The following is a 22,593-nucleotide window of genomic DNA, read 5'->3' on the forward strand; positions in this document are numbered from 1 at the left end:
ACCTCAGACACCGAACGGCAAGCGGCGTTCCCCGACTGGCTGGACTGGTACAACTACCACCGACCCCACACCGGCATCGACGGCCACCCACCAGCCAGCCGCGTCACCAACCTGTCCGAACAGCACACCTAGGGGGTCGGTGCCGCGGGGGCGGGAACCCCGTCGGCGCCGACGGGGGCCGCGGGGGGCTGCCGATGCGCCGCAACGGTCCCCAGCGACATGGACCGCGCCGTGTTGGAGACGGCCTTGATGCCCAGATAGGCCGTGGTCATGCTGCTGACCGCGGTGAACGCCGCGGTGAGGATGCCGACGATCACCGAGGTGTCCCCCCGGAGCTGCCACACCCCCACGACCGCGACGGCGACGATCGCGACATTGCTGATCATCACCGCCAGCAGGCCGTACCTCGCCTTGTCCTTCTCCAGCTCGACCTCGGTACCGCTCATCGTTCCCCCTGTAGCCGCCCTGCGACGCTGCCACGAACGACGAAGGCCCCGTTCCTCGAACGGGGCCTTCTGGTTGTGGCTGGGGCCGGGGTCGAACCGGCGACCTATCGCTTTTCAGGCGATCGCTCGTACCAACTGAGCTACCCAGCCACGAGGTTTCACGTGAAACCTCAGCGGTCCTGACGGGATTTGAACCCGCGGCCTCCACCTTGACAGGGTGGCGAGCACTCCAAACTGCTCCACAGGACCAAGCTGTTTGTGTGCAACAGTGTCGCACACGGTTCTGCGTGCCCCCAACGGGATTCGAACCCGTGCTACCGCCTTGAAAGGGCGGCGTCCTAGGCCGCTAGACGATGAGGGCTATCGGCCCGCCTGGGCGCTTCTCAGCGCGTCGGGGACGTGAGAAGCATATGGGATGGCGAGGGGGATCGCCAAAACGGTTTACGGGCGGCGTGAGGCGGTCGCCCCGCCGGAGGGCGACGGGGCGGTCGGCGCGGGCGAGGCGCCGGGCCGGTTGTCGTCCGCCAGATGGCGGCTGACCTCGGCCGTCGTCAGCCCCAGGCCGCCCAGCCGGATCGCGTCCCACGCCTGCAGCCGATGGCTGTCGCGGTCGAAATAGAGCACCGATGCCTCGATCGGCGCCGGGTACTTCCCCTCCACCGCGCGCAGCCCGCTGCCCCCGGTCGAGCCCTCCATCCGCAGCCGCGTCCCGTACGGCAGCCTCTCGTCCCCCTCGTGGTGCAGGTGCCCGCACAGCACCAGCGGCACCTCCCCGTCCGTCTCCCGCGCCGCCGCCGGCTCGTGCGCGATCGCGACGTCCACCGGCGTGCCCGCCGCCCGCTGGGAACGCAGCGCGCTGTCCAGCCGGGCGCCCGCCAGCCGCTCGGCCGCGTCGCCGCCCGGTGCCACCGCGCGGTCGGGGGTGAACTGGGGATCGCCCATGCCCGCGAAGCGCAGCCCGCCCACCGTCCGGGCGTGCCCGTCGTCCAGCACACGGACGTTCTTCATGTGCCCCAGGTACCGCTGGGTGACCTTGGAGTCGTGGTTGCCCCGCACCCAGACGTACGGCACGCCGAGGTCCGCGATCGGGTCCAGGAAGCCGTTCTCCGCCGCCGTGCCGTGGTCCATGGTGTCGCCGGAGTCCACGATCACGTTCACCCGGTACTGCTTCACCAGCGAGGCGATGATCTTCCAGCTCGCCGGGTTCAGGTGGATGTCCGACACGTGCAGGACCCGGATGGTGGAGGGGTCCGGCTGATACGCGGGGAGCGTGGACGTGACGTCGTACAGCTTGGTCACGTTCGTCACCAGACGCGCCAACTCCTGCTGGTAGACATCGAATTCGGTGACGATGCTGCGTGCGTTGCCGATCACCGAGGGTGCGGAGGACAGCAGCCCGGAGAACCTCGGCTCCAGCACCGACTTCGGGTTCCAGGTGGCGTACGCCGACGCGCCCGAGGCGGCCAGCAGCGCGAGGGCCAGTCCGCCGGCCGTGAGGGCGGGGCGCGGGCGCCGGTGGACGGCGAGCCCGAGGAGGCCCGCGCCGGCGACCACGGCGAGGCAGGAGCGCACGGCGAGGTCGAACGTGCCGTGCTCCACATCGTGGACCACCTCGTCCTGGAGGCCGGAGATCCGGTCCGGGTGGTCGACCAGTTCCTGGGCGCGCGGGGGGTCCAGCTGATCGACGTCGACGTCCAGGCGGACCGGCGCCACATGGCTGTCCAGGCTCAGCGCGCCCAGCGGGGGCACGTCGATCTTCGTGCCGCCCGACAGGGAGGGGCGCAGCGCCATCGTGGTGTCCACCGGCCCGACCGGCGTCCGCACGCTGCCGACGACGAGCAGCCCCAGCCAGGCGCCGACCAGCACGATCGCGGCGAGGCCGACCGCGCCGAGCCAGGGTCGCGGCCGGGCGACGAGCTCCAGGTCGGGGAGCGGACGGGGGCGGGGACGCGGACGGGGACGGCGGAGGAGGGCTGCGACGCGGTTCGGCATACGGTTCGGGACGGCGACGGGGACGCGGACCATTGGTCCCGTATGCCCATGTGCGGGCGCGGATATGCGGGGTTCGCCTGCGGGGGAGGGCCGTCTCTCGTACGGCCCTCCCGTGCCCGACAATGGCCACGTGCTGGAGATGACGCGCGAGGAGTTCGAGGAACTGGTCGCCGAGGCGCTCGACCGGATCCCGCCGGAGCTGACGCGGCTCATGGACAACGTGGCGGTGTTCGTGGAGGACGAGCCCGCCGGCGACCCCGGCCTGCTCGGCCTGTACGAGGGCACCCCCCTGACCGAGCGGGGCGAGTGGTACGCCGGGGTGCTGCCGGACCGGATCACGATCTACCGGGGGCCGACGCTGCGGATGTGCGACACGCGCGAGGACGTCGTGGCGGAGACGGAGGTGACCGTGGTGCACGAGATCGCCCACCACTTCGGCATCGACGACGCCCGGCTGCACGCTCTCGGCTACGGGTGACGGGTGACGGGTGACGGGTCGTCGGGGCCGGACCCGTGCGCGCGGTGACGTGCCGCGCACGCGGCGCGTGTCCTCCTGCGGGCGACGGGAGTTGGAAAGGTCGACTCCTTTCCTTGCCCCCGGAGGTGGCCGCCGTGCGCCCCTTGCCCGTACCCGTCCGACTGGTCGCCACGGCACTGGCCGTCACCGCCGCCGCCGGCTGTGTGAACGTGGCCGACCCCGGGAGCCGGACCCCGCCCTCGCACGCGGCGCGGCGGCACGGCGCCGACGGCGCGGCGGCGGGCGCGGGCCCCGCGGCGGACGGCGCGGGCGGACCCGGCCGGATCGCGCCCGAGGGCGACGCCGGGCACGAGCACGGCGGCAAGCGGGAGCCGGGGGAGTCGGCCCCGGCGTCGCCCTCGGGCGCGTCCGGCGCGGACAGCGCCTCCGCGGACCCCGCCGGGCCCCGCAAGAGCCCCGGAGCCCCGCCGGCGCCGCCACGGGACCGGCCGACCCCCGGGCCCACCTCCGCCCCGCCCCCGCCTCCGGCGACCACCCCGCCCCCGCCCGACACCGAGCCCCCGTCGGCCGAACCCTCCTCCTCGGCGCACGAGGACCCCGGCCCCCAACTGGTCCAACGGGAGCCGGCACCTGCGGCGGGCGTCCCGATGTGACCGGACGCACAGGGATTCGAGCCCTCCGGATCGGCCGCCGGTTTGCCTTCAGGGGTGGAGGGTGCGTATGGTGGTAGATCGTTTGATCCCATTTGCCCGGCGCCACCACAGAGCGCGCCGTGTGGCGCGTACTCTCCCTTGCCGTGGCGGACCGCATTGAGGCGGTCGTGTGCGAATCACGGAGTTGACGGGCGCGTGCCGACGAGACTCCGGAAGGTTTCGCATTCGCATGTCCGTGTCCAGTTTTGACCAGATCGTCGTGCCCGAAAACGAGAACGAGAACGAACTCGTGGACGAGACGACCGAGGCCACTGAGACCCAGGCCCCCGAGGCCCCCCAGATCACCTTCGCCGACCTCGGCCTGCCCGAGGGCGTCGTGCGCAAGCTCGCGCAGAACGGCGTGACGACCCCCTTCCCGATCCAGGCCGCGACCATCCCGGACGCCCTGGTCGGCAAGGACATCCTCGGCCGTGGCCGCACCGGCTCCGGCAAGACCCTCTCCTTCGGCCTGCCGACGCTGGCCCAGCTGGCCGGCGGCCGCACCGAGAAGAAGCGCCCCCGCGCGGTCATCCTCACCCCGACCCGCGAGCTGGCCATGCAGGTCGCGGACGCCCTCCAGCCGTACGGCGACGTCGTCGGCCTGAAGATGAAGGTCGTCTGCGGCGGTACCTCCATGGGCAACCAGATCTACGCCCTGGAGCGCGGCGTCGACATCCTCGTCGCCACCCCGGGCCGGCTGCGCGACATCATCAACCGCGGCGCCTGCTCGCTCGAGGACGTCCAGATCGCGGTCCTGGACGAGGCCGACCAGATGTCCGACCTGGGCTTCCTGCCCGAGGTCACGGAGCTGCTCGACCAGGTTCCGGCGGGCGGTCAGCGCATGCTCTTCTCCGCCACGATGGAGAACGAGATCCAGACGCTCGTCGACCGCTACCTGAAGGACCCCGTCTCCCACGAGGTGGACGCGGCCCAGGGCGCGGTGACGACCATGTCCCACCACATCCTCATCGTGAAGCCCAAGGACAAGGCGCCGGTCACCGCCGCGATCGCCTCGCGCAAGGGCCGCACGATCATCTTCGTCCGCACCCAGCTGGGCGCCGACCGCGTCGCCGAGCAGCTGCGCGAGGCGGGCGTGAAGGCCGACGCGCTGCACGGCGGCATGACCCAGGGCGCGCGCACCCGCACCCTGGCCGACTTCAAGGACGGGTACGTCAACGTCCTCGTCGCCACCGACGTCGCCGCCCGCGGTATCCACGTCGACGGCATCGACCTGGTGCTCAACGTGGACCCGGCCGGCGACCACAAGGACTACCTGCACCGTGCGGGCCGTACCGCGCGTGCGGGCCGTACCGGCACCGTCGTCTCGCTTTCCCTGCCGCACCAGCGGCGCCAGATCTTCCGCCTGATGGAGGACGCCGGCGTCGACGCGGGCCGGCACATCATCCAGGGCGGCGCCGCCTTCGAGCCGGAGGTGGCAGAGATCACCGGCGCCCGGTCCATGACCGAGGTGCAGGCGGAGTCCGCGGGCAACGCCGCGCAGCAGGCCGAACGCGAGGTCGTCCAGCTGACCAAGCAGCTGGAGCGCGCACAGCGCCGTGCGACCGAGCTGCGCGAGGAGGCCGACCGCCTGGTGGCCCGCGTCGCCCGCGAGCGCGGCGAGGACCCGGAGACGGCGGTGGCCGAGGCACAGGCGGCGGCCGCCGAGGAGCAGGCGGTCGCCGAGGAGCCGGCCGAGCGCGACGAGCGTCCGGCGGCCTCGGCGGCGCCCGAGCGCCGGGAGCGGCGGAGCTTCGACCGTGACCGTGACGACCGCGCCGGCCGTGGCTTCGAGCGCCGTGACGACCGTGGTGGCCGTTCCTTCGAGCGTCGTGACGACCGTCGTCCGTTCGACCGTGACCGCCGTGACGACCGTCGTGACGACCGTGGTGGCCGTTCCTTCGAGCGCCGTGACGACCGTCGTCCGTTCGACCGTGACCGCCGTGACGACCGCGCCGGCCGTCCCTTCGAGCGTCGCGACGACCGCCGTGACGACCGTCGTGACGACCGCGGTGGCCGTTCCTTCGAGCGCCGTGACGACCGTGGCGGCTTCCGCCGGGACGACCGCCGGGACGACCGCCGGGACGACCGTCGTGACGACCGCGGTGGCCGTTCCTTCGAGCGCCGTGACGACCGTGGCGGCTTCCGCCGTGACGACCGCGGTGGCCACCGGGGCAGCGACCGTCCGTTCAACCGCGAGCGCCGCGACGACCGTCCGGGCTTCCGCGCCGGTGGTCACGACCGCCCCTTCGGCCGTCGTGACGACCACCGCGGCACCGGCTCCTTCGGCCGCCGCGACGACAAGCCGCGCTGGAAGCGCAACGGCTGACACCGAGTGAGCTGACGAAGGGCCCGTACGACACGTTCGTACGGGCCCTTTCGCGTTCCCGAAAGCCCGGGTGGCGCAGGACCGCCCACTGGTACGCTCCCGTAGCCCTTTCAGGGCATGCACATTTCATTCACAGATACGGGTCGAGGGACCGGGGGGTTCCGTGAAGGGCCGCTTGTTCGTACGGCGGCGGCTGCTCGGAGGCGCGGCGCTGGCCGCGGTTCTCGCGCTGGCCGTGAGTTCACCAGGGGCCGTCGGGACGGCGTCCGCCGCCGGGACGGCGGACGAGACCGTGCTGCCGGCCGGGGTCAGGACCGTTCCGCGCTATGCGGGGCTGGAGGGGTACGGCGACACCGGGCTGCTGTCGCAGCCGGAGGGCGCCGAACACCAGCGGTGGACCGACTACGCGACCGGGCGGTCGCGGGACCTCACCGAATTCTCCCGCTGGGACGGGACGCGGGGAGGGCTCGGGCTGGCCGACTCCGACACGGCGTTCGAGACGCTGGGCAGGAACCCGGACGTCCTCCGGTTCCGTGACGTCGGCACGGGCGCGGACCGGGGGACGGTCACCCTGCCGAGCACGCTGCACTCGGCCGGCGTCGCGGGCGTGGCGGTCGTCGCTTACGAGGGCGGCAGCCGGTCCGACATGCGTGCGGTGCATGTGATCAGGCCCACGGCGGAGGGCGGCACGTCCGACACGGTCGTGAGCGGCTTCCCCGAGGGCGCGAGGATCCAGACGCCGGGCCCGCGGGACGCCCGTTCGCTGCTGCTGGACTACCGCGTGCCCTCGGACGACCCGAACGTCTCGCTCGTCCAGCTCGCCGTCGTCGACCTCCGCGGCGGCACGGTCAGTCCGGTCCTCGAGCCGTACAAGCCGAACCTGGCCTGGCTCCCGCTGCTCACCCACGACTACGTCGGCTGGTGGAAGCCCACCCTGGGCGCCCGGCTGGTCCGCCGTGACGACCCGCAGGGACCGGTCGTCGACATCCCGGCGTCGGCCACGGCCGGCAAGATCGCGCTCACCGTCGTCGGGGACCACCTGGTCGCCGTCGACGACAGCACCCGCGCGCTGGTGACGAGGCCGCTGAGCGGCGGCGACTGGCGCCAGTTGGTGCCCCGGGCACAGATCTCCCTGACGCAGGCGCCGGACGGATCGGCCGTCGTCGAGGGCGGCTCGGGCCCGCAGGACTGGGGCGTGCAGCGGGTGACGCAGTCGGCGGGAGGCGAGCTGTCGGTCACGAAGATCGTCGACCTGCCGCCGTTGCCGGCCCCCGTCGACGGGGTGGCCCTCGCGGGCGGCACGCTCACGTACACCGACCAGACCGCGCCGTCGCCGTCGGACGTCATGTGGAACTCCCGTACGGTCTCGGCGGGTTCACCGCCGCAGGTCGGCCCGGCGCGTCGGCAGGACAGTGCGGGCGCGTCGTGCTCCACCCAGTTGGTCTGTACGCGTCTGTTCGGCCTCGGGGACGGCTCCGTCGTGTACGACGACTCTCCGGGAGGCACCGTCGGGGTGATCTACCACCGCCTGCCGTCCGGTGTGGTGGACACGGCGTGGATCGGTGGGTCCCACTCCCACGTGGTCGCCGCGGACGGCCGGTACACGGTCGTGTCCGACTCCGACGGCACCACGCAGTACGTCTACGACTGGACGCGGGAGAAGGTCGTCGCGACGCGCACGGCGACGGCCGCCACCGTCCGGGACGGCCGGCTGTGGACCGCCTCGTCCACCGCCGGCCATCTGACCCTGACCCGGCTCGGCACCAGCCTCCCGGCCGTGGACGTCAACATCGGTTCGAACTGCGTGCCCGACGAGGTGCAGGCCGTCGGCCGCTGGGTCTACTGGGCCTGCGCGTGGGGGACGGCCGGTGTGTTCGACCGCTCCCGGGGCCGCTCGGTGGACGTGCCGACCGGTGACGCGCTGCTGGCCGACGGCTTCCTGATCCGGCACGACACCGCCCGCGGCAAGCTGGTCCGCACCGACGTCCGGTCCGGCAAGGCGGTCACCGCGGACGTGGCCGACCTGCCCGCGACGCCGAACCTGGACTCGCGGGTCTCCTCCGACCGGGGCATCCGCTGGACGCTCGAAGCGGACGGCAGCCGGCTGGCGTACGTGGACGCGGCGGAACGCGTCCACATCCTGCCCGCCGGCACCCTCGCCGCGCCGGTGCGACGGGACCACGTCGGTCAGGACGGTCTGGCCGACCTGCTCACCCTCGACGCCTCCGGCGCCCTCGCCTTCCAGCAGGGCGACGGCACGGGCGGCTTCGCCGGGAAGGTCTCCGGGAGCGGCTGGTCGACCAGGGTGGCGGCGGTGCCCTTCGGCGATCTGGACGGCGACCGCTGCGACGACGTGCTGGTGCGGATGACCGACGGTTCGCTGCGGGGCTACCGGGTGCCGTGCGGGAAGGCGCCGACCCCGGCCATGCCGTACACGAAGCTCGGCGGCGGCTGGAACGCCTACGACGTGCTCACCTCGCCCGGCGATCTGACGGGCGACGGCCGGCCGGACCTGGTGGCGCGGAAAGCGTCGACCGGGGATCTCTACCTCTTCGCCGCCCGGAGTGACGGCACGCTGACCGGCGCGAAGAAGATCGGGTCGGCGTGGGGCGGCTACACGAAGATCACCGGCGCCGGGGACCTCGACGGCGACGGGATCGGGGACGTGCTGGCCCGTGACAAGGCGGGCACGCTGTGGCGGTACGGCGGTCTGGCGGGCGGGCGGCTCAAGGCCCGCGTAAAGGTCTTCGGTGGCTGGGGATCGACGTACGACGCGGTCGTCGGAGTCGGCGACATCACGGGCGACGGGAAGAACGACCTGGTCGTACGGGACACCGCGGGACGCCTTTACCGCTATGGCGGCAAGGGCAATGGTTCCTTCGGCGGGCGCGCGCTGATCGGGAGCGGATGGCAGGGCTACAAGGGCCTTTTCTAGCCAGGCCGTGATGCATGTCACGCCCCCGGCGAGGGAATCGCTGGGGGCATGACAGATGAGGCGACAGGCACGCCGCTCTCCGACGAGGAACGGCTGGCCCAACTCGGTTACACCCAGGTCCTGGCCCGCCGTATGTCGGCCTTCTCGAACTACGCGGTCTCCTTCACGATCATCTCGGTCCTCTCCGGCTGCCTCACCCTCTACCTCTTCGGCATGATCACCGGCGGCCCGGCCGTGATCACCTGGGGCTGGGTGGCCGTGGGCCTGATGACCCTCTTCGTCGGCCTCTCCATGGCCGAGATCTGCTCCGCCTATCCCACCTCGGCCGGCCTCTACTTCTGGGCCCACCGGCTGGCCCCGCCGCGCAGCGCGGCCGCCTGGGCGTGGTTCACGGGCTGGTTCAACGTGCTCGGCCAGGTGGCGGTGACGGCGGGCATCGACTTCGGGGCCGCGTCCTTCCTGGGCGCCTACCTGGACCTCCAGTTCGGCTTCACCGTCACCCCCGGCCGCACGATCCTGCTCTTCGCGGGGATCCTCGTGCTGCACGGCCTCCTCAACACCTTCGGCGTCCGCATCGTCGCCATCCTGAACAGCGTCAGCGTGTGGTGGCACGTGCTCGGTGTCCTGGTGATCGTCGGCGCGCTGACCTTCGTCCCCGACCACCACCAGTCGGCGTCCTTCGTCTTCACCGAGTTCGTCAACGAGACGGGCTGGAGCAGCGGCCCGTACGTCGTCCTCCTCGGCCTCCTGATGGCCCAGTACACCTTCACGGGGTACGACGCCTCGGCGCACATGACCGAGGAGACCCACGACGCGTCGACCGCGGGCCCGAGGGGCATCGTCCGCTCGATCTGGACGTCCTGGATAGCCGGCTTCGTCCTCCTCCTGGGCTTCACCTTCGCCATCCAGTCGTACGGCAAGGAGCTGGCGTCCCCGACCGGCGCGCCCCCCGCCCAGATCCTCCTGGACGCGCTCGGCGCCACCACCGGCAAGCTCCTCCTCCTCGTCGTGATCGGCGCCCAGCTCTTCTGCGGGATGGCGTCGGTGACCGCCAACAGCCGCATGATCTACGCCTTCTCCCGCGACGGCGCGCTGCCGTTCTCCCGCGTCTGGCACACGGTCAGCCCCCGCACCCGCACCCCCGTGGCGGCGGTGTGGCTGGCGGCCCTCGCCGCCCTCGCCCTCGGCCTCCCGTACCTGATCAACTACACGGCCTACGCCGCCGTGACGTCGATCGCGGTGATCGGCCTGTACGTGGCGTACGTGATCCCGACGCTGCTGCGGGTGCGGAGGGGCGACGCGTTCGAGCGGGGACCCTGGCACCTGGGTCGCTGGTCGCTGGTGGTCGGCGTGATCTCGGTGACGTGGGTCGCGGTCATCACGGTCCTCTTCATGCTCCCGCAGGTCTCCCCGGTCACCTGGAAGTCCTTCAACTACGCCCCGGTCGCCGTCCTCGCGGTCCTCGGCTTCGCCGCGGTCTGGTGGCAGGCATCCGCCCGCCACTGGTTCCTCGACCCGGGCCGGACGGCAGGCTCCGAGGACACCGGCGAACTGGTCGATCTCTGACCGACCGACCCCCTCCCGACCCCCTCCCGACCCCTTCCCGACCCCCCTTCCCGTCCCACTTCTGCCACACGACGCGGCCACGACCCCGATACCCGATCGGCGAGACGCCTCCGTCCGGCTATGCTCGGGGAGGCAACATCGCCTGGGCCCTTAGCTCAATTGGCAGAGCAGTGGACTTTTAATCCATTGGTTGTGGGTTCGAGTCCCACAGGGCCTACGGAATCGCCCCCAGCTCAGAGGTACTTCGAGCTGGGGGCTCATCCGTTTCGAGGGGGTTCGGTGATGATCCTGCTGCTTTCCGGGAGCCTGCGGGACGGCTCCACCAATGCGGCGCTGCTGCGGACGGCGCAGGTCGTGGCGGCGGAGGCGGGGATGCGGGCCGTCGTCCACGACGGGCTCGGGCGGCTTCCGCACTTCAATCCCGACGACGACCGGGAACCGCTGCCGGCGGCCGTGGCCGAGACGCGGGCGGCGATCGAGGCGGCGGACGCGGTGCTGATCTGCACGCCGGAGTACGCCGGGACCCTGCCGGGCGCGTTCAAGAACCTGCTCGACTGGACGGTCGGCGGGACCGAGATCTGCGACAAGCCGGTCGCCTGGGTCAACGTGGCGGCGCCGGGGCGGGGGCAGGGCGCGGAGGCCACGTTGCGGACGGTGCTCGGGTACACCGGGGCGGCCATCGTGGAGGCGGCCTGTGTGCGGGTCCCGGTGGGGCGGGCGGACGTGGGGGAGGACGGGATCGTGGCCGACGCGCAGGTCCGCCGGCGGATCGGTGACGTGCTGGGCCTGCTGGCGGCGGCCGGGGCGGGGCAGGCGTGACGCCCGACCCCGCGCACGTGCTGGACCTCTGGCGACGGCGGCTGGGCCGTGTGCCCGAGTCGGTCTGGGAGCGCGCCGGGCTCCAGGTGCTCATCCTGGCGGACAACGGGCTCACCGCGCTGCCGGGCGACATCGGGCGGCTGCGGGGCTTGCGGACCCTGGACCTCGGGCACAACCGGCTCACCTCGGTGCCCCCGCAGATCGGTGAGCTGGCCGGGCTCGACGGTTGTCTCTACCTGCACGACAACGAGCTCGGCGAGATCCCCGAGCAGATCGGGGACCTGGCGCGGCTGAGGTATCTCAACGTCGGGGAGAACCGCCTCACGGCTCTGCCCGAGGGCATCGGGCGGATGGCCGCTCTCGTCGAACTCCGGGCGCAGCACAACCGGCTGACCGCGCTGCCCGACAGCATCGGCGACCTGCGCGGGCTCCGCGAACTCTGGCTCCGGGGCAACGCGCTTCAGGGCCTGCCCGCGTCCGTGGCCGCGCTCCGGGAGCTGCGCCACCTCGATCTGCGGGAGAACGCCCTGGCCGAGCTGCCGGAAGCGCTCGCCGGCCTGCCCCTGCTGAGGCAGCTGGACGTGCGGAGCAACCGGCTCACCCGGCTGCCCGACTGGATCGCGGAGCTGCCGTCGCTGGAGAAGCTGGACCTGCGGTGGAACGACTGCCCGCGAGAGTCGTCGCCGGTGGCCGCGTTGGAGCGGCGGGGGTGCGTCGTCCTGCTGTGACGGGGCATGACAGGGCACGGGCCGGGCATGACCGTGCGGGACAGGGCCTGCCGGTGACCGCGCCCGCCGATGCCCCGGCGGGCGCGGTCACCGGCAGGCCCTGTCGCCGGCGCACTCACCGGACGTCGTACGGCCCCTGCGCCTTGGGGTGGCGGCGGCTGTGCGCGGCGTGCCGGGGCCGGCTCACCTTGGAGGAGACCTGGCCGACGATCTCCCAGAAGCACACCAGCGCGGTGATCGGCGGGATTCCGAAGATGATCAGGGAAAGCGGGGAATGCGCCGCGTGACAGACGCACAGCGCGACCGCCAAGGTGGAGGCACCCAGCAGAACACCCCACGATCTCCTGGCACTTCGGCTCTGGACCGTCGCCCGGAGAATGGACAGCGCGGCCACGAGCCAGGGTCCGTACACCGTCAACGGCCACCACTGCGCGAGGCGCATCGGAAGCACGGAGGAGGCGGTGGCGCGGAGTTGGGCGTAGGAATAGGAGAAGGACCAGCCCAGCATGCACAGCGCGCACACCGAGATGGTGGCGATCAGCAGCGTGACGGGCGCGCCGCGCTGGTTGTCGCGCAGTGATCCGGGGTCGGTGCGGATGCGCCGGCGGTTCCTCCGGTGGCTGGACCTGGCGCCCGGCGGGGCGGCCGGGTCGGGATTCGCGGCGGACGCGCCGGACAGCATCTGGGCCAGCTCTTCGACCGGGTCCCACTGCATCTCCAGCGTGCTGAACCCGTGGTCACACAAAGCGTCTTCATCGTGAATCCTGTCCATCGGCCGAGTCCTAGAGCCTCACCATCGCCCGCAGGTACTCACTCTCCAGCTGGCGGATTCTCCTCAGAAAGTCGTCGAGAAGATCTGAACAGCCGTCGGTGAACACCTCGCCTTCCTTGCCTTCCAGCCGGAATGTGACCGGCGAGTGGAGATTCAGCGCTGTGCGTCTCTCAGTGCGTGCCACGGTCAGCTAACGAGCCTCTCGGGAGGAGGGGGTGTGGGGCATTCGGGTGCTTCTGTAACTCGAAAGCGGGGTTCGGCGGTCCTATGACAGCACCTGGAGAAAATACGAATGCCGTCTTCGTCGGCCCGGTTCGCCCGGTGACGCCCCGCCCGGCGGCCCGTACGCTGGGCCGGAAACGGGGAGGGGTGCGGGCGTGACGCGGAGCGAGGCGAGCGGGGCCTTCGGGACACGGCGGCGGGTGTGGGTGCTGTGGCTGGTGGCCGCCGTCGCCTACGTCGTCGACCTGGGAAGCAAGCTCGCGGTGGTCGCGTCCCTGGAGGGGCGCGATCCCGTGCCGGTGCTCGGGTCCTGGCTGGAGCTGAGGGTGCAGCGCAATCCCGGCGCGGCCTTCGGCATGGGCAGCGCGACGACCATCGTCTTCACGTTGATCGCGCTCGCGGTGGCCGCCGTCGTCATCCGGGTGTCGCGCCGTCTGACCAGTACACCGTGGGCGATCGCGCTCGGGCTGCTGCTGGGCGGCGCGGTCGGCAACCTGACCGACCGGCTCTTCCGGTCGCCGGGCGGGATGCGCGGCGCGGTGGTCGACTTCGTCTCGGTGCGCGGCTTCAGCGTCATGAACCTCGCCGACTGGGCGATCACCTGCGGCGGCGTCCTGATCGTCGTCCTGTCCCTCGCCGGGCACGAACCGGGCGGCGCGCGCGCTCCGCGGGAGCGGACCGGCTGAGGGCTCCCCGGGAGCACGCGGGCCGGCGCCGGGGCCGCACACTGGAGCCGATGAGCACCGAGCGAGCCCTCACCGAGCCCCACCCGTACGTACTGCTGTCCGCCGCCGTCTCCCTCGACGGCTGCCTGGACGACACCGGCCCCGAGCGGCTGCTGCTGTCCGGTCCGGCCGACTTCGACCGGGTCGACGCGGTACGGGCCTCGGCCGACGCCCTCCTGGTCGGCGCCGGCACCCTGCGCGCCGACAACCCCCGCCTGCTGGTCAACTCGGCGGAGCGCCGTGCGGAGCGCCGCGCGCAGGGCAGGCCGGAGTACCCGCTGAAGGTCACCGTCACGGCGACCGGTGACCTCGACCCCGGGGCCGCCTTCTGGCACACCGGCGGGGAGAAACTCGTCTACACGACCGACCGGGGCGCGGCGAAGGCGGCCCGCCTCCTCGGCGCCACCGCCGACGTCGTCCCGCTCGGCCCGGCGCTCGACTGGCGCGCCCTGCTCGGGCATCTGCGCGCGGTGCGCGGGGTCGGGCGGCTCATGGTGGAGGGCGGCGGCACCGTCCACACCCAGCTCCTCCAGCAGGGCCTCGCGGACGAGCTGCACCTGGCGGTCGCCCCGCTGATCGTGGGCGACCCGGCGGCCCCGCGGCTGTTCGGGCCCGGCCGCTACCCGGAGGGGCGGCTGCGGCTGATCGAGTCCCGGCCGGTCGGGGACGTCGTGCTGATGCGCTACGCGCCCACCGCGCCCGGCACCGGCCCGCTGCCCACCGCCGCCGACCGGCACTGGCTGCGCACCGCCTGCGAGCTGGCCGAGCTGTGCCCGCCCTCGGAGACGGCCTTCAGCGTCGGCGCGGTCGTGGTCGCCGCCGACGGCACCGAGCTGGCCCGGGGCCACTCCCGCGAGGGCGGGGACCCCGTGGTGCACGCGGAGGAGGCGGCGCTCGCCAGGACCGACCCCGCCGACCCGCGGCTGCCCGGCGCCACCGTCTACAGCAGCCTGGAGCCCTGCGCCCGCCGCGCCTCCCGGCCCGCGCCCTGCGCCGAGCTGATCCTGCGGGCGGGGGTGCGCCGGGTGGTGACCGCCTGGCGGGAGCCGGACACGTTCGTCGTGGCGGCCGACGGCACGGGAGTGCTGGTGGGCGGGGGCGCCGAGGTCGTCGTCCTGCCCGAGTACGAGGCGTCGGCCAAGGCACCGAACCGGCATCTGCTGGGCTGAGCGCGACCCCCGCTTTCCAACCGATGTGCTTTCCACCCCGGTGATGGCGTACAGTGGAGTCAACGACGCGGGGTGGAGCAGCTCGGTAGCTCGCTGGGCTCATAACCCAGAGGTCGCAGGTTCAAATCCTGTCCCCGCTACTGAACACTCAGGGCCGGAATCCGGAAACGGATTCCGGCCCTGAGTGTTTTCCGGGTGCCCTGAGGAGTGCACCCCCGAGGGGGCGTCACCCATGGTGACCGCGCGACCGCCGAGCGCATAACATCTGAGTCACCATCAAAAACCCGATGACTCCTGAACCCGGGTCAACTCGCCCGGTTTGACGGCTTCCTGGGCGGTAAGTCCGCGGGTCGGAGTGTTAATGATCAAGCCGAACGGCTTGGAAACTTCCCCCCGGGTCTATTAACGTTCGATAACGCAGCGCGGTCGTCCCAGCCGTCACCCGAGGCGGCTCCGTGCGCACGCGCCGAATCCCGTAAGGGAACCGGGGAACCACCACCTTGGGGTGAATCACGCGGACACCGTCGTGAACTCAGCGAGTCCACGAGCGGTATACGCGCGTAGGAGACCTTCCTGCTCCGAACCCGTCAGCTAACCCGGTAGGCGGAGGAAGGAAAGGAGCACGCCCCCGTGGCGTCCAACCGGCCTGCCCCAGAAGCCCCGTTCGTGCCCGCTCAGCGCGAACCCGAGTCGTTCGGCTACGGCCCCGGCCCCGACGACGAAGGCCCCTGGGAGGAGTGGAACCCCACCGAGGAGTCCGTCGCGCCGGTCCGCGGCCGGCACCGCGTCGCCAAGCAGCGCGGCGGCTTCGCCCGCAGCTCCACCGTCCTCGGCGTCGGTGTGATCGCCGCGGTCGGCGCGGGCGGCATCGCGAGTGCCAACACCGGCAAGCCACCGGTCTCCCTGTCGATGCCGGACATGCCGAACGTCTCGGTGCCCCACCTGTCCTCCGTCGAGCACTTCTTCGGCGACGACTCCGCCGACGCGCCCAAGGCCAGGACCGCGACCGCGCTCACCGACCTCGGGCAGACCACCGAGGGCGGGAAGAGCACCGACGCCGGCGAGGCCCTGCGCAACCGGATCATGGCCCAGGCCGAGCAGCAGCAGGGCCAGGCCGACAGCAGGGCCACCGCCGCGATGGTCGCCGCCGCCCAGCGGCAGAGCGACGACGCGGCCGCGCGGGCGGAGAAGGAGGCCGCCGCCAAGGCCGCGGCCGCCAAGGAGAAGGCACAGGCCGACGCCGAGAAGGCCGCCGAGGCCGCGCGGCTGGCCGAGCTGGCCAGGCAGTACACGCTGCCGGTGGTCTCGTACACGATCACCGGCACCTTCGGGCAGCCCGGCGCCATGTGGTCCTCCGGGTACCACACCGGCCTCGACTTCGCCGCCCCCACCGGCACCCTGATCAAGGCCGTCCACGGCGGCACCATCACCCAGGCCGGCTGGGCCGGCGCCTACGGCTACCGCACCGTCCTCACCCTGGACGACGGCACCGAGCTGTGGTTCTGCCACCAGTCGTCGATCAACGTCTCCGTCGGCCAGAAGGTCACCACCGGCGAGGTCATCGGCCGCGTCGGCGCCACCGGCAACGTCACCGGGCCGCACCTGCACCTGGAGGTCCACCCGAACGGGCAGGCCACCGCCGTCGACCCGGCGCCCTGGCTGCGCGACAAGGGCCTCAACCCCTGACCGGGGCCCCGATCCGGGCACCGGCGGTGGAATGCGATCATCCACCGCCGGTGTTGATGTGGAGCATGACTTCTCTGCGCCCACTGGGCTCTTCCGACCTCCAGGTCTCCCCGCTCTGCCTGGGCGGCAACGTCTTCGGCTGGACCGCCGACGAGCGGGCCTCCTTCGCCGTCCTGGACGCGTACACGGCCGCGGGCGGCAACTTCGTCGACACCGCCGACGCCTACAGCGCCTGGGTGGAGGGTCACCAGGGCGGCGAGTCCGAGACCGTCCTCGGCAAGTGGGTCAAGGCCCGCGGCAACCGCTCCGACGTCGTCATCGCCACCAAGGTCAGCCAGCACCCGCGGTACCAGGGCCTGTCCGCGGCCAACATCAAGGCCGCCGCCGACGCGTCCCTCGCCCGCCTGGGCACCGACTACATCGACCTCTACTACACCCACTTCGACCAGCCCGAGGTGCCGGTCGAGGAGATCATCGGAGCGCTGGACGAGCTGGTGAGGGCCGGCAAGGTCCGGCAGATCGCCGCGTCCAACATCAGCGCCGAGCGGCTCCAGGAGTCCCTGGACTTCTCCAGCCGCGAGAACCTGGCCCGCTACGTGGCGCTCCAGCCGCACTACAACCTGGTCTCCCGCGACACCTACGAGGGCGCGCTCCAGGACCTCGTCGCCCGCGAGGGCCTGTCCGCGGTGCCGTACTTCGCCCTCGCCTCGGGCTTCCTGACCGGCAAGTACCGGCCCGGCGCCGAGGTGGACAGCGCCCGCGCCGGCCGTGCCGCGCAGTACGCGGAGACCGAGCGCGGCCGGAAGGTCCTCGCCGCCCTCGACGAGATCGCCGCCGCGCACGACGCCCCGCAGGCCACCGTCGCCCTCGCCTGGCTGGCCGCCCAGCCGACCGTCACCGCCCCGATCGCCTCGGCCCGCACCCTGGAACAGCTCCCGCCGCTGCTGGCCGTCGGCGACCTGAAGCTGACGGACGACGAGCTGAGGAAGCTGACGGACGCGTCGGCATGAGGCACCTCCGCTGCCGCTGAGTCACCCGCGGTACGGGTTGTACGACGGGTACGGCGCCGCCGGGTAGCCGTACCCGTGTCCCGGACCCCGCGCGTACCCGTACCCGTGCCCGTACCCCGGCCCGGTGACGTACGCGTGCCCGTACGGCGCGGGCGCCCACGCCGTACGGGCGGGCGCGGGCGCGGCCGTGCGGGCCGCGTACTCCAGGGCGGGGCGGGCGGCCTCACGGCGCTGCCACAGTTCGTTCAGCAGTTCCCGCTCGCGTACGACGAAGTCGGCGCCCGCCCGGCCGCGGCGGCCCCGCTGCCGCAGCAGCGCGAGGGCGGTGGCGCACGACTCGTACCGGGCGACCGACCGTGCCGTGGGGCGGCCGGCGTGGTGGCGGGCGTAGTCGCGGGCCATGCGGCGCGCGCGCATCGAGCCCAGCGCGAAGGGCTCGGCCGGGCCCAGCCAGCCGGCCAGCACATAGGCCGGCAGTTCCTCGCGCACCGTGCGCAGCTCCCGCTGCCGGGTCCAGATCGCGAGCCAGGTCAGCAGCCCGAACGCGGGCAGCATGAAGGTGCCGTAGACGGCGAGGAAGCCGTACTGGCCGAAGGTGGCGGAGCCGTTCCACAGGGCGTGCATGCACATCGCGAGCAGCAGCCCGCCGAGCGGGATCAGCACCCGCCGGGCGCGCCCGCGTGCCCCGTACAGCGCGCCGAGGCCGAAGCCGATGCCGGTGCAGGTGGTGAACAAGGGGTGCGCGAACGGGGACATCACGATGCGCACGAAGAAGGTGGCGGCGGTGACGGAGACGACGCCGTGGCCGCCGGTGAGCCGGTCGGTCCCGAAGGCCGTGCCGAGATAGAGGATGTTCTCGGTGAACGCGAACCCGGTGGCGGTGATCCCGGCTATCACCATCCCGTCCACGATCCCGGTGAAGTCGCGCCTGCGGAAGAGGAAGACGAGCAGGACGGCGGCGGCCTTGGCGGACTCCTCGACGATCGGCGCTATCACGGTGGCGCCGAGGGTGTCGGCGCTCGCCGGGTCCGCGGTCGAGGTGGCTATCCACCTGGTCGCGAAGCTGTTGGCGACGATGGCTATCAGCGCCGCCGCGAACGCGCCCCAGCAGAACGCGAACACCAGGTTGCGCCAGGGGAAGGGCGCCACCCGGTCCAGCCAGCGGAACGCGGTGATCAGCCAGGGCACCGGCAGCACCGCCAGGCCGAGGCCCACCAGGAACCCCTCGGTGCCGGTCTCCCTGCGCACCAGCGCCAGGATGACGAGGCCGGACAGGGCCAGCAGCGTGATCAGCGCGCCGTACCGCACCCACCGCAACTGCCACCAGTGCGGGTGGCGCAGGACGCCCTCACCGGAGTTCGGGGGGTACATCGGGTACACAGGACTGGTGGCCACGGCATCGACCCTAACGGTGGCGGGGCGAGGGGCTGGAGCGCTTCAGCGACGACGGAAGAGCAGATCGTTCACGACATGGCCCTTGTCCAGCCCCTGCCCCTCGAAACGGGTCAGCGGCCGGAACCCGGGCCGGGGCGCGAAACCGCCGTCGGCCCGCGTGTTCTCGAAGTCGGGGTGGGCGGTGAGCACTTCGAGCATCTGCTCCGCGTACGGCTCCCAGTCGGTCGCGCAGTGCACCAGCGCGCCGGACTTCAGCCGGGTCGCGGCGAGCGTGAGGAACTCGGGCTGGATCAGCCGCCGCTTGTGGTGCCGCTTCTTGGGCCAGGGGTCCGGGAAGTAGACCCGCAGCCCGTCGAGCGCGTCGGGGCGGAGCATCTCGCGCAGCAGGATGATCGCGTCCCCGTTGCCCACCCGGACGTTGTCCAGGCCGCCGCGGTCCGCGAGGCCCAGCAGATTGCCCTGGCCGGGGGTGTGCACGTCCACCGCGAGCACGTTGGTGCCAGGGTCCGCGGCGGCCATCCGCGCGGTGGCCTCGCCCATGCCGAAGCCGATCTCCAGGACCACGGGACGGTCGTTGCCGAACAGCTCGGCGAGGTCGATCACCCGCTGCCCGTCGATGTCGAGGCCCCACGTGGGCCACAGCCGCTGCAGCGCTTCGGCCTGCCCGGGGGTGACCCGGCTGCGGCGCGGCTGGAAGCTGCGGATCCGCCGCTCGAAGTGCGACCCGGCGGGATCGGCCCGCGGGCCGTCCGGGAACCGCGGCTCGCCCTTGGCCCGGGTGCGCGGCAGGGCGGCGCCGGGGCCCCGCGGGGCCGGCTCGGACAGGGTTTCGGGGGTGTTCAGCGCATCAGACACAGTACGAACGAGTCTACGGGCGCGTCGCGGACAGGCCCTCGCCGCCGGCCGCCGCCAGCATCCCCAGCGCCCGGCGCGCGACCTCCCGGCCGATCGGCAGGGACGCGGTGGCCGCCGGGGACGGGGCGTTCAGTACGTGTACCGCGCATGGGCCCTCCTTGATCAGGAAGTCGTCCACCAGGGTCCCGTCCCGCAGCACGGCCTGCGCCCGCACCCCGGCCGGCGCCCGCACCAGGTCCTCGGCCTCCACCGCGGGCAGCAGCCTGCGCACCGCCGTCAGGAAGGCCCCCCTGGACAGCGAGCGGTGCAGCTCACCCGCGCCGTACCGCCAGTGCCGCCGGGCCATCGCCCACGATCCCGGCCAGGCCACGGTCCCGGCCAGCTCCCGGGGCCGTACGACATGCCAGCCGTACCCCTCCCGGGCCAGCGCCGGCACCGCGTTGGGGCCGATGTGCACGCCGCCGTCGACGCCCCGGGTCAGATGCACGCCGAGGAACGGGAACGCCGGGTCCGGCACCGGGTAGACCAGCCCGTGCACCAGCTCGGGCCGCGCCAGCTCGTAGTACTCGCCGCGGAACGGCACGATCCGGACCCCGGGCTCGTCCCCGGTCAGCCGGGCCAGCTCGTCGCAGTGCAGCCCGGCGCAGTTCACCAGCACCCGCGCGCGGACGACGTCCCCGGCCGAGGTGCGCACGGCCACGCCCCGCTCGGGCCGCCGGTCCACCCGGACGACCCGGGCGCCGTAGCGGATCTCGGCGCCCGAGGCCAGGGCGAGCTGCCGGGCGACGCCGGTGAAGTCGCACACGCCCGTGGTGCCGACGTGTATCGCGGCCAGTCCGCGCACCTCGGGTTCGTACTCGGTGATCTGGGCGGGGCCCAGCTCGCGCACCGGTATCCCGTTCTCCCGGCCGCGCTGGACCAGGGCGTGCAGCCGGGGCAGCTCCTCGCGCTCGGTGGCGACGATCAGCTTGCCGGTGACGGCGTGCTCGACGCCGTACTCGGCGCAGAACTTCACCATCTCGGCGGCGCCCCGCACCGCGTACCGCGCCTTGAGGGAGCCCGGCCGGTAGTAGATCCCGCTGTGGATGACCCCGCTGTTGCGCCCCGTCTGGTGCCGGGCCGGGCCCGGCTCCTTCTCCAGCACGGTCACCCGGGTCCCCGGCGCCGCCCTGCCGACCGCGTACGCCGTCGACAGCCCGACGATCCCGCCTCCGACCACGAGCACATCACAGTCGTACGCCCCGACCGGCACCTGCACCACCTCCCACGTCGATAGTGCACTGCGCCACTGACAGTGCCTTCAAACGCCGGGGTGATCAGTACCGCACAGGTGCCGGCGCGCGGCGCTACGCCGGAGCCATCAGAAGGGGCCGGGCCCGCTCCCGCAGCTCCACCACCCTCGGCTCGTCCCCGTACGCCTCCAGGCGGTGCAGCAGGTCCCGCACGTACTCCGTCGTCCGCGCCGAGGAGATCCGCCCGGCCACCTCGACCGCCCGCACCCCCTGCTCGCACGCCGCGTCGAGGTTGCCCGACTCCAGCTCGGCCACCGCGGAGACGACCAGCCGCAAGCCGTGCGACCGCACGAACTCCTCCGTCGGCTTGGACAGCGCCTGCTCGGTGAACCGCCGCACCTGCCGCGGCAGCTTCAGGTCCCGGTAGCACTCCGCCGCGTCGGCCGCGAACCGGTCGTACCCGTAGAAGCCGAGCCACGAGGGATCGTTGTCCCCCTCGCGCGAGCGCTCCAGCCAGCTCTCCGCCGCCTTCAGCGCCGCGCCCGCCGCCTGCGCGTCCCCGGCGCGCGCGTGGGCGCGGGCCTCGACCAGCCGGAAGAAGCTCATCGTGCGGGCCGTCGCCAGCCCGCGGTTGCGCTCCAGCGCGGCCTGCGCGAGGTCGACCCCCTCGTCCCCGAACCCCCGGTACGTCGCCTGGAGCGACATGGAGGCGAGGACGTACCCGCCGAGCGGCACGTCGGCCGCGGCGCGCGCGAGCCGCAGCGCCTGGATGTAGTACCGCTGCGCCGCCTCCTGCTGGCCGGTGTCGAAGGCCATCCAGCCGGCGAGCCGGGTGAGTTCGGCGGAGGCGCCGAAGAGCGCGCGGCCGACCTCGTCGGAGTAGCCGCCGAGCAGCAGCGGCGCCGCCTCGACGCGCAGACATTCCGGCACCATCGACGAACGCCAGTCGCCGCCTCCGTATTTGGAGTCCCAGCGCCTGGCGTCCTCGGCGGCCTCCCGCAGCTTGCGGACATCGCTGTGGCCGACTCTGACCGGTGCGCCGGAGCCCTCGGCGGAGCCGTCCTCCCGCGCGACCGAACTGTCGGCGGGGGTTATCAGCCAGCGTGAGGCGGGCGTGGCGTACGCGCTCACCGCGAACGATCCCGCGAGCGACTGCCAGATCCCCCCGGAACCGGCCCGGCGCCCGGCGAGGTCGAGCCGGTACAGCTCGGTCGCCGACCGCACCGCCTGCGCCACGTCCCGCGGGAAGGCGAGGCCCACCTCGGGAGCGGGGTCCGCGTCCGCCAGGCCGATCTCGTGGAGCGGCACCGGGCGGCCGAGCTTCTGTCCGATGGCGGCCGCGATGAGGTGCGGCGCGGCGCCCTGCGGCACCATGCCCTTCGACACCCAGCGCGCCACGGACGTCTTGTCGTAGCGAAGTGTCAACCCGCGTTGGGCGCCAAGGTCGTTGACGCGACGCGCGAGTCCTGCGTTGCTGATTCCCGCGAGGGCGAGAACGGCGCCGAGCTTTTCGTTCGGCCCGCGTTGCTCCCTGGACATGCGCCA

20 protein-coding genes, 5 tRNA genes and 1 riboswitch are annotated in these 22,593 nt (G+C 72.7%); of the genes, 14 read left to right on the forward strand and 11 right to left on the reverse strand.

What is annotated here, in order from left to right:
• Positions 1 to 132, forward strand: a 132-nt coding sequence (locus tag QSK45_RS37470) for an integrase core domain-containing protein (RefSeq protein WP_285563457.1), incomplete at its 5' end; no start/stop codon positions are given.
• On the opposite strand, the gene QSK45_RS37475 is transcribed toward QSK45_RS37470, so the two are convergent.
• The 5 genes from QSK45_RS37475 to QSK45_RS37495 form a co-directional block, all read right to left on the reverse strand.
• Positions 129 to 446 (reverse strand): hypothetical protein, encoded by a 318-nt coding sequence (locus tag QSK45_RS37475; protein ID WP_285563432.1) that lies wholly within the window; start codon positions 444 to 446, stop codon positions 129 to 131. The genes QSK45_RS37470 and QSK45_RS37475 overlap by 4 nt on opposite strands.
• 76 nt (positions 447 to 522) lie before the next feature.
• A tRNA-Phe gene (locus QSK45_RS37480) sits at positions 523 to 596 on the reverse strand.
• Positions 597 to 620: 24 nt separating this feature from the next.
• Positions 621 to 695: transfer RNA gene (locus QSK45_RS37485), tRNA-Asp, on the reverse strand.
• Between the two features lie 39 nt (positions 696 to 734).
• A tRNA-Glu gene (locus QSK45_RS37490) sits at positions 735 to 807 on the reverse strand.
• Between the two features lie 80 nt (positions 808 to 887).
• Positions 888 to 2,471, reverse strand: a complete 1,584-nt coding sequence (locus QSK45_RS37495) for a metallophosphoesterase family protein (protein ID WP_285563433.1) — start codon at positions 2,469 to 2,471, stop codon at positions 888 to 890.
• Positions 2,472 to 2,568: 97 nt separating this feature from the next.
• Between QSK45_RS37495 and QSK45_RS37500 the strand changes: the two genes are divergently transcribed.
• The 8 genes from QSK45_RS37500 (at position 2,569) to QSK45_RS37535 (ending at position 11,982) form a co-directional block, all read left to right on the forward strand.
• Positions 2,569 to 2,916: a metallopeptidase family protein gene (locus tag QSK45_RS37500; RefSeq protein ID WP_285563434.1), complete on the forward strand. Its 348-nt coding sequence runs from the start codon at positions 2,569 to 2,571 to the stop codon at positions 2,914 to 2,916.
• Positions 2,917 to 3,050: 134 nt separating this feature from the next.
• On the forward strand, positions 3,051 to 3,569 hold the full coding sequence (locus QSK45_RS37505; RefSeq protein ID WP_285563435.1) for a hypothetical protein: 519 nt from the start codon (positions 3,051 to 3,053) through the stop codon (positions 3,567 to 3,569).
• A 229-nt stretch (positions 3,570 to 3,798) separates the two neighbouring features.
• Positions 3,799 to 5,934 (forward strand): DEAD/DEAH box helicase, encoded by a 2,136-nt coding sequence (locus QSK45_RS37510; RefSeq protein WP_285563436.1) that lies wholly within the window; start codon positions 3,799 to 3,801, stop codon positions 5,932 to 5,934.
• 163 nt (positions 5,935 to 6,097) lie between these two features.
• Positions 6,098 to 8,869, forward strand: a complete 2,772-nt coding sequence (locus QSK45_RS37515) for an FG-GAP repeat domain-containing protein (protein WP_285563437.1) — start codon at positions 6,098 to 6,100, stop codon at positions 8,867 to 8,869.
• A 48-nt stretch (positions 8,870 to 8,917) separates the two neighbouring features.
• Positions 8,918 to 10,435, forward strand: coding sequence for an amino acid permease (locus QSK45_RS37520; RefSeq protein WP_285563438.1), 1,518 nt, complete (start codon positions 8,918 to 8,920; stop codon positions 10,433 to 10,435).
• Between the two features lie 144 nt (positions 10,436 to 10,579).
• Positions 10,580 to 10,652, forward strand: a tRNA-Lys gene (locus QSK45_RS37525).
• A gap of 65 nt (positions 10,653 to 10,717) precedes the next feature.
• Positions 10,718 to 11,254, forward strand: a complete 537-nt coding sequence (locus QSK45_RS37530; protein WP_285563439.1) for an NADPH-dependent FMN reductase — start codon at positions 10,718 to 10,720, stop codon at positions 11,252 to 11,254.
• Positions 11,251 to 11,982, forward strand: coding sequence for a leucine-rich repeat domain-containing protein (locus tag QSK45_RS37535; protein ID WP_285563440.1), 732 nt, complete (start codon positions 11,251 to 11,253; stop codon positions 11,980 to 11,982). The genes QSK45_RS37530 and QSK45_RS37535 overlap by 4 nt, the downstream gene beginning before the upstream one ends.
• Before the next feature lie 115 nt (positions 11,983 to 12,097).
• On the opposite strand, the gene QSK45_RS37540 is transcribed toward QSK45_RS37535, so the two are convergent.
• Both QSK45_RS37540 and QSK45_RS37545 read right to left on the reverse strand, forming a co-directional pair.
• Positions 12,098 to 12,727, reverse strand: coding sequence for a DUF2637 domain-containing protein (locus QSK45_RS37540; protein ID WP_285563441.1), 630 nt, complete (start codon positions 12,725 to 12,727; stop codon positions 12,098 to 12,100).
• A 37-nt stretch (positions 12,728 to 12,764) separates the two neighbouring features.
• On the reverse strand, positions 12,765 to 12,938 hold the full coding sequence (locus QSK45_RS37545; RefSeq protein WP_285563442.1) for a hypothetical protein: 174 nt from the start codon (positions 12,936 to 12,938) through the stop codon (positions 12,765 to 12,767).
• A 193-nt stretch (positions 12,939 to 13,131) separates the two neighbouring features.
• Between QSK45_RS37545 and lspA the strand changes: the two genes are divergently transcribed.
• The 5 genes from lspA (at position 13,132) to QSK45_RS37570 (ending at position 17,566) form a co-directional block, all read left to right on the forward strand.
• Positions 13,132 to 13,662, forward strand: a complete 531-nt coding sequence (lspA, locus tag QSK45_RS37550) for a signal peptidase II (RefSeq protein WP_285563443.1) — start codon at positions 13,132 to 13,134, stop codon at positions 13,660 to 13,662.
• A 50-nt stretch (positions 13,663 to 13,712) separates the two neighbouring features.
• Positions 13,713 to 14,870: a dihydrofolate reductase family protein gene (locus QSK45_RS37555; RefSeq protein WP_285563444.1), complete on the forward strand. Its 1,158-nt coding sequence runs from the start codon at positions 13,713 to 13,715 to the stop codon at positions 14,868 to 14,870.
• 66 nt (positions 14,871 to 14,936) lie between these two features.
• A tRNA-Met gene (locus QSK45_RS37560) sits at positions 14,937 to 15,010 on the forward strand.
• 314 nt (positions 15,011 to 15,324) lie between these two features.
• A riboswitch (cyclic di-AMP (ydaO/yuaA leader) is annotated at positions 15,325 to 15,491 on the forward strand.
• Positions 15,492 to 15,500: 9 nt separating this feature from the next.
• The gene (locus QSK45_RS37565) at positions 15,501 to 16,556 is read left to right on the forward strand and encodes a M23 family metallopeptidase (protein ID WP_285563445.1); all 1,056 of its coding nucleotides are present in this window, start codon (positions 15,501 to 15,503) and stop codon (positions 16,554 to 16,556) included.
• Positions 16,557 to 16,621: 65 nt separating this feature from the next.
• Entirely contained in the window at positions 16,622 to 17,566 is a 945-nt protein-coding gene (locus tag QSK45_RS37570; protein WP_285563446.1) for an aldo/keto reductase, read from the forward strand.
• Positions 17,567 to 17,587: 21 nt separating this feature from the next.
• Here QSK45_RS37570 and QSK45_RS37575 read toward each other — a convergent pair whose 3' ends face one another.
• The 4 genes from QSK45_RS37575 to QSK45_RS37590 form a co-directional block, all read right to left on the reverse strand.
• On the reverse strand, positions 17,588 to 18,961 hold the full coding sequence (locus tag QSK45_RS37575; RefSeq protein ID WP_285563447.1) for a PrsW family intramembrane metalloprotease: 1,374 nt from the start codon (positions 18,959 to 18,961) through the stop codon (positions 17,588 to 17,590).
• A 42-nt stretch (positions 18,962 to 19,003) separates the two neighbouring features.
• Positions 19,004 to 19,816 (reverse strand): tRNA (guanosine(46)-N7)-methyltransferase TrmB, encoded by an 813-nt coding sequence (gene trmB / locus QSK45_RS37580; RefSeq protein ID WP_395483266.1) that lies wholly within the window; start codon positions 19,814 to 19,816, stop codon positions 19,004 to 19,006.
• A 13-nt stretch (positions 19,817 to 19,829) separates the two neighbouring features.
• Positions 19,830 to 21,077 (reverse strand): L-2-hydroxyglutarate oxidase, encoded by a 1,248-nt coding sequence (gene lhgO / locus QSK45_RS37585; protein WP_285563448.1) that lies wholly within the window; start codon positions 21,075 to 21,077, stop codon positions 19,830 to 19,832.
• Between the two features lie 85 nt (positions 21,078 to 21,162).
• Positions 21,163 to 22,587 (reverse strand): NsdA family TPR-like regulatory protein, encoded by a 1,425-nt coding sequence (locus QSK45_RS37590; protein ID WP_285563449.1) that lies wholly within the window; start codon positions 22,585 to 22,587, stop codon positions 21,163 to 21,165.
• Positions 22,588 to 22,593 lie beyond the last annotated feature (6 nt).

The sequence above is a fragment of the Streptomyces hygroscopicus subsp. hygroscopicus genome (assembly GCF_030269125.1).
Lineage (GTDB): Bacteria > Actinomycetota > Actinomycetes > Streptomycetales > Streptomycetaceae > Streptomyces > Streptomyces hygroscopicus_C.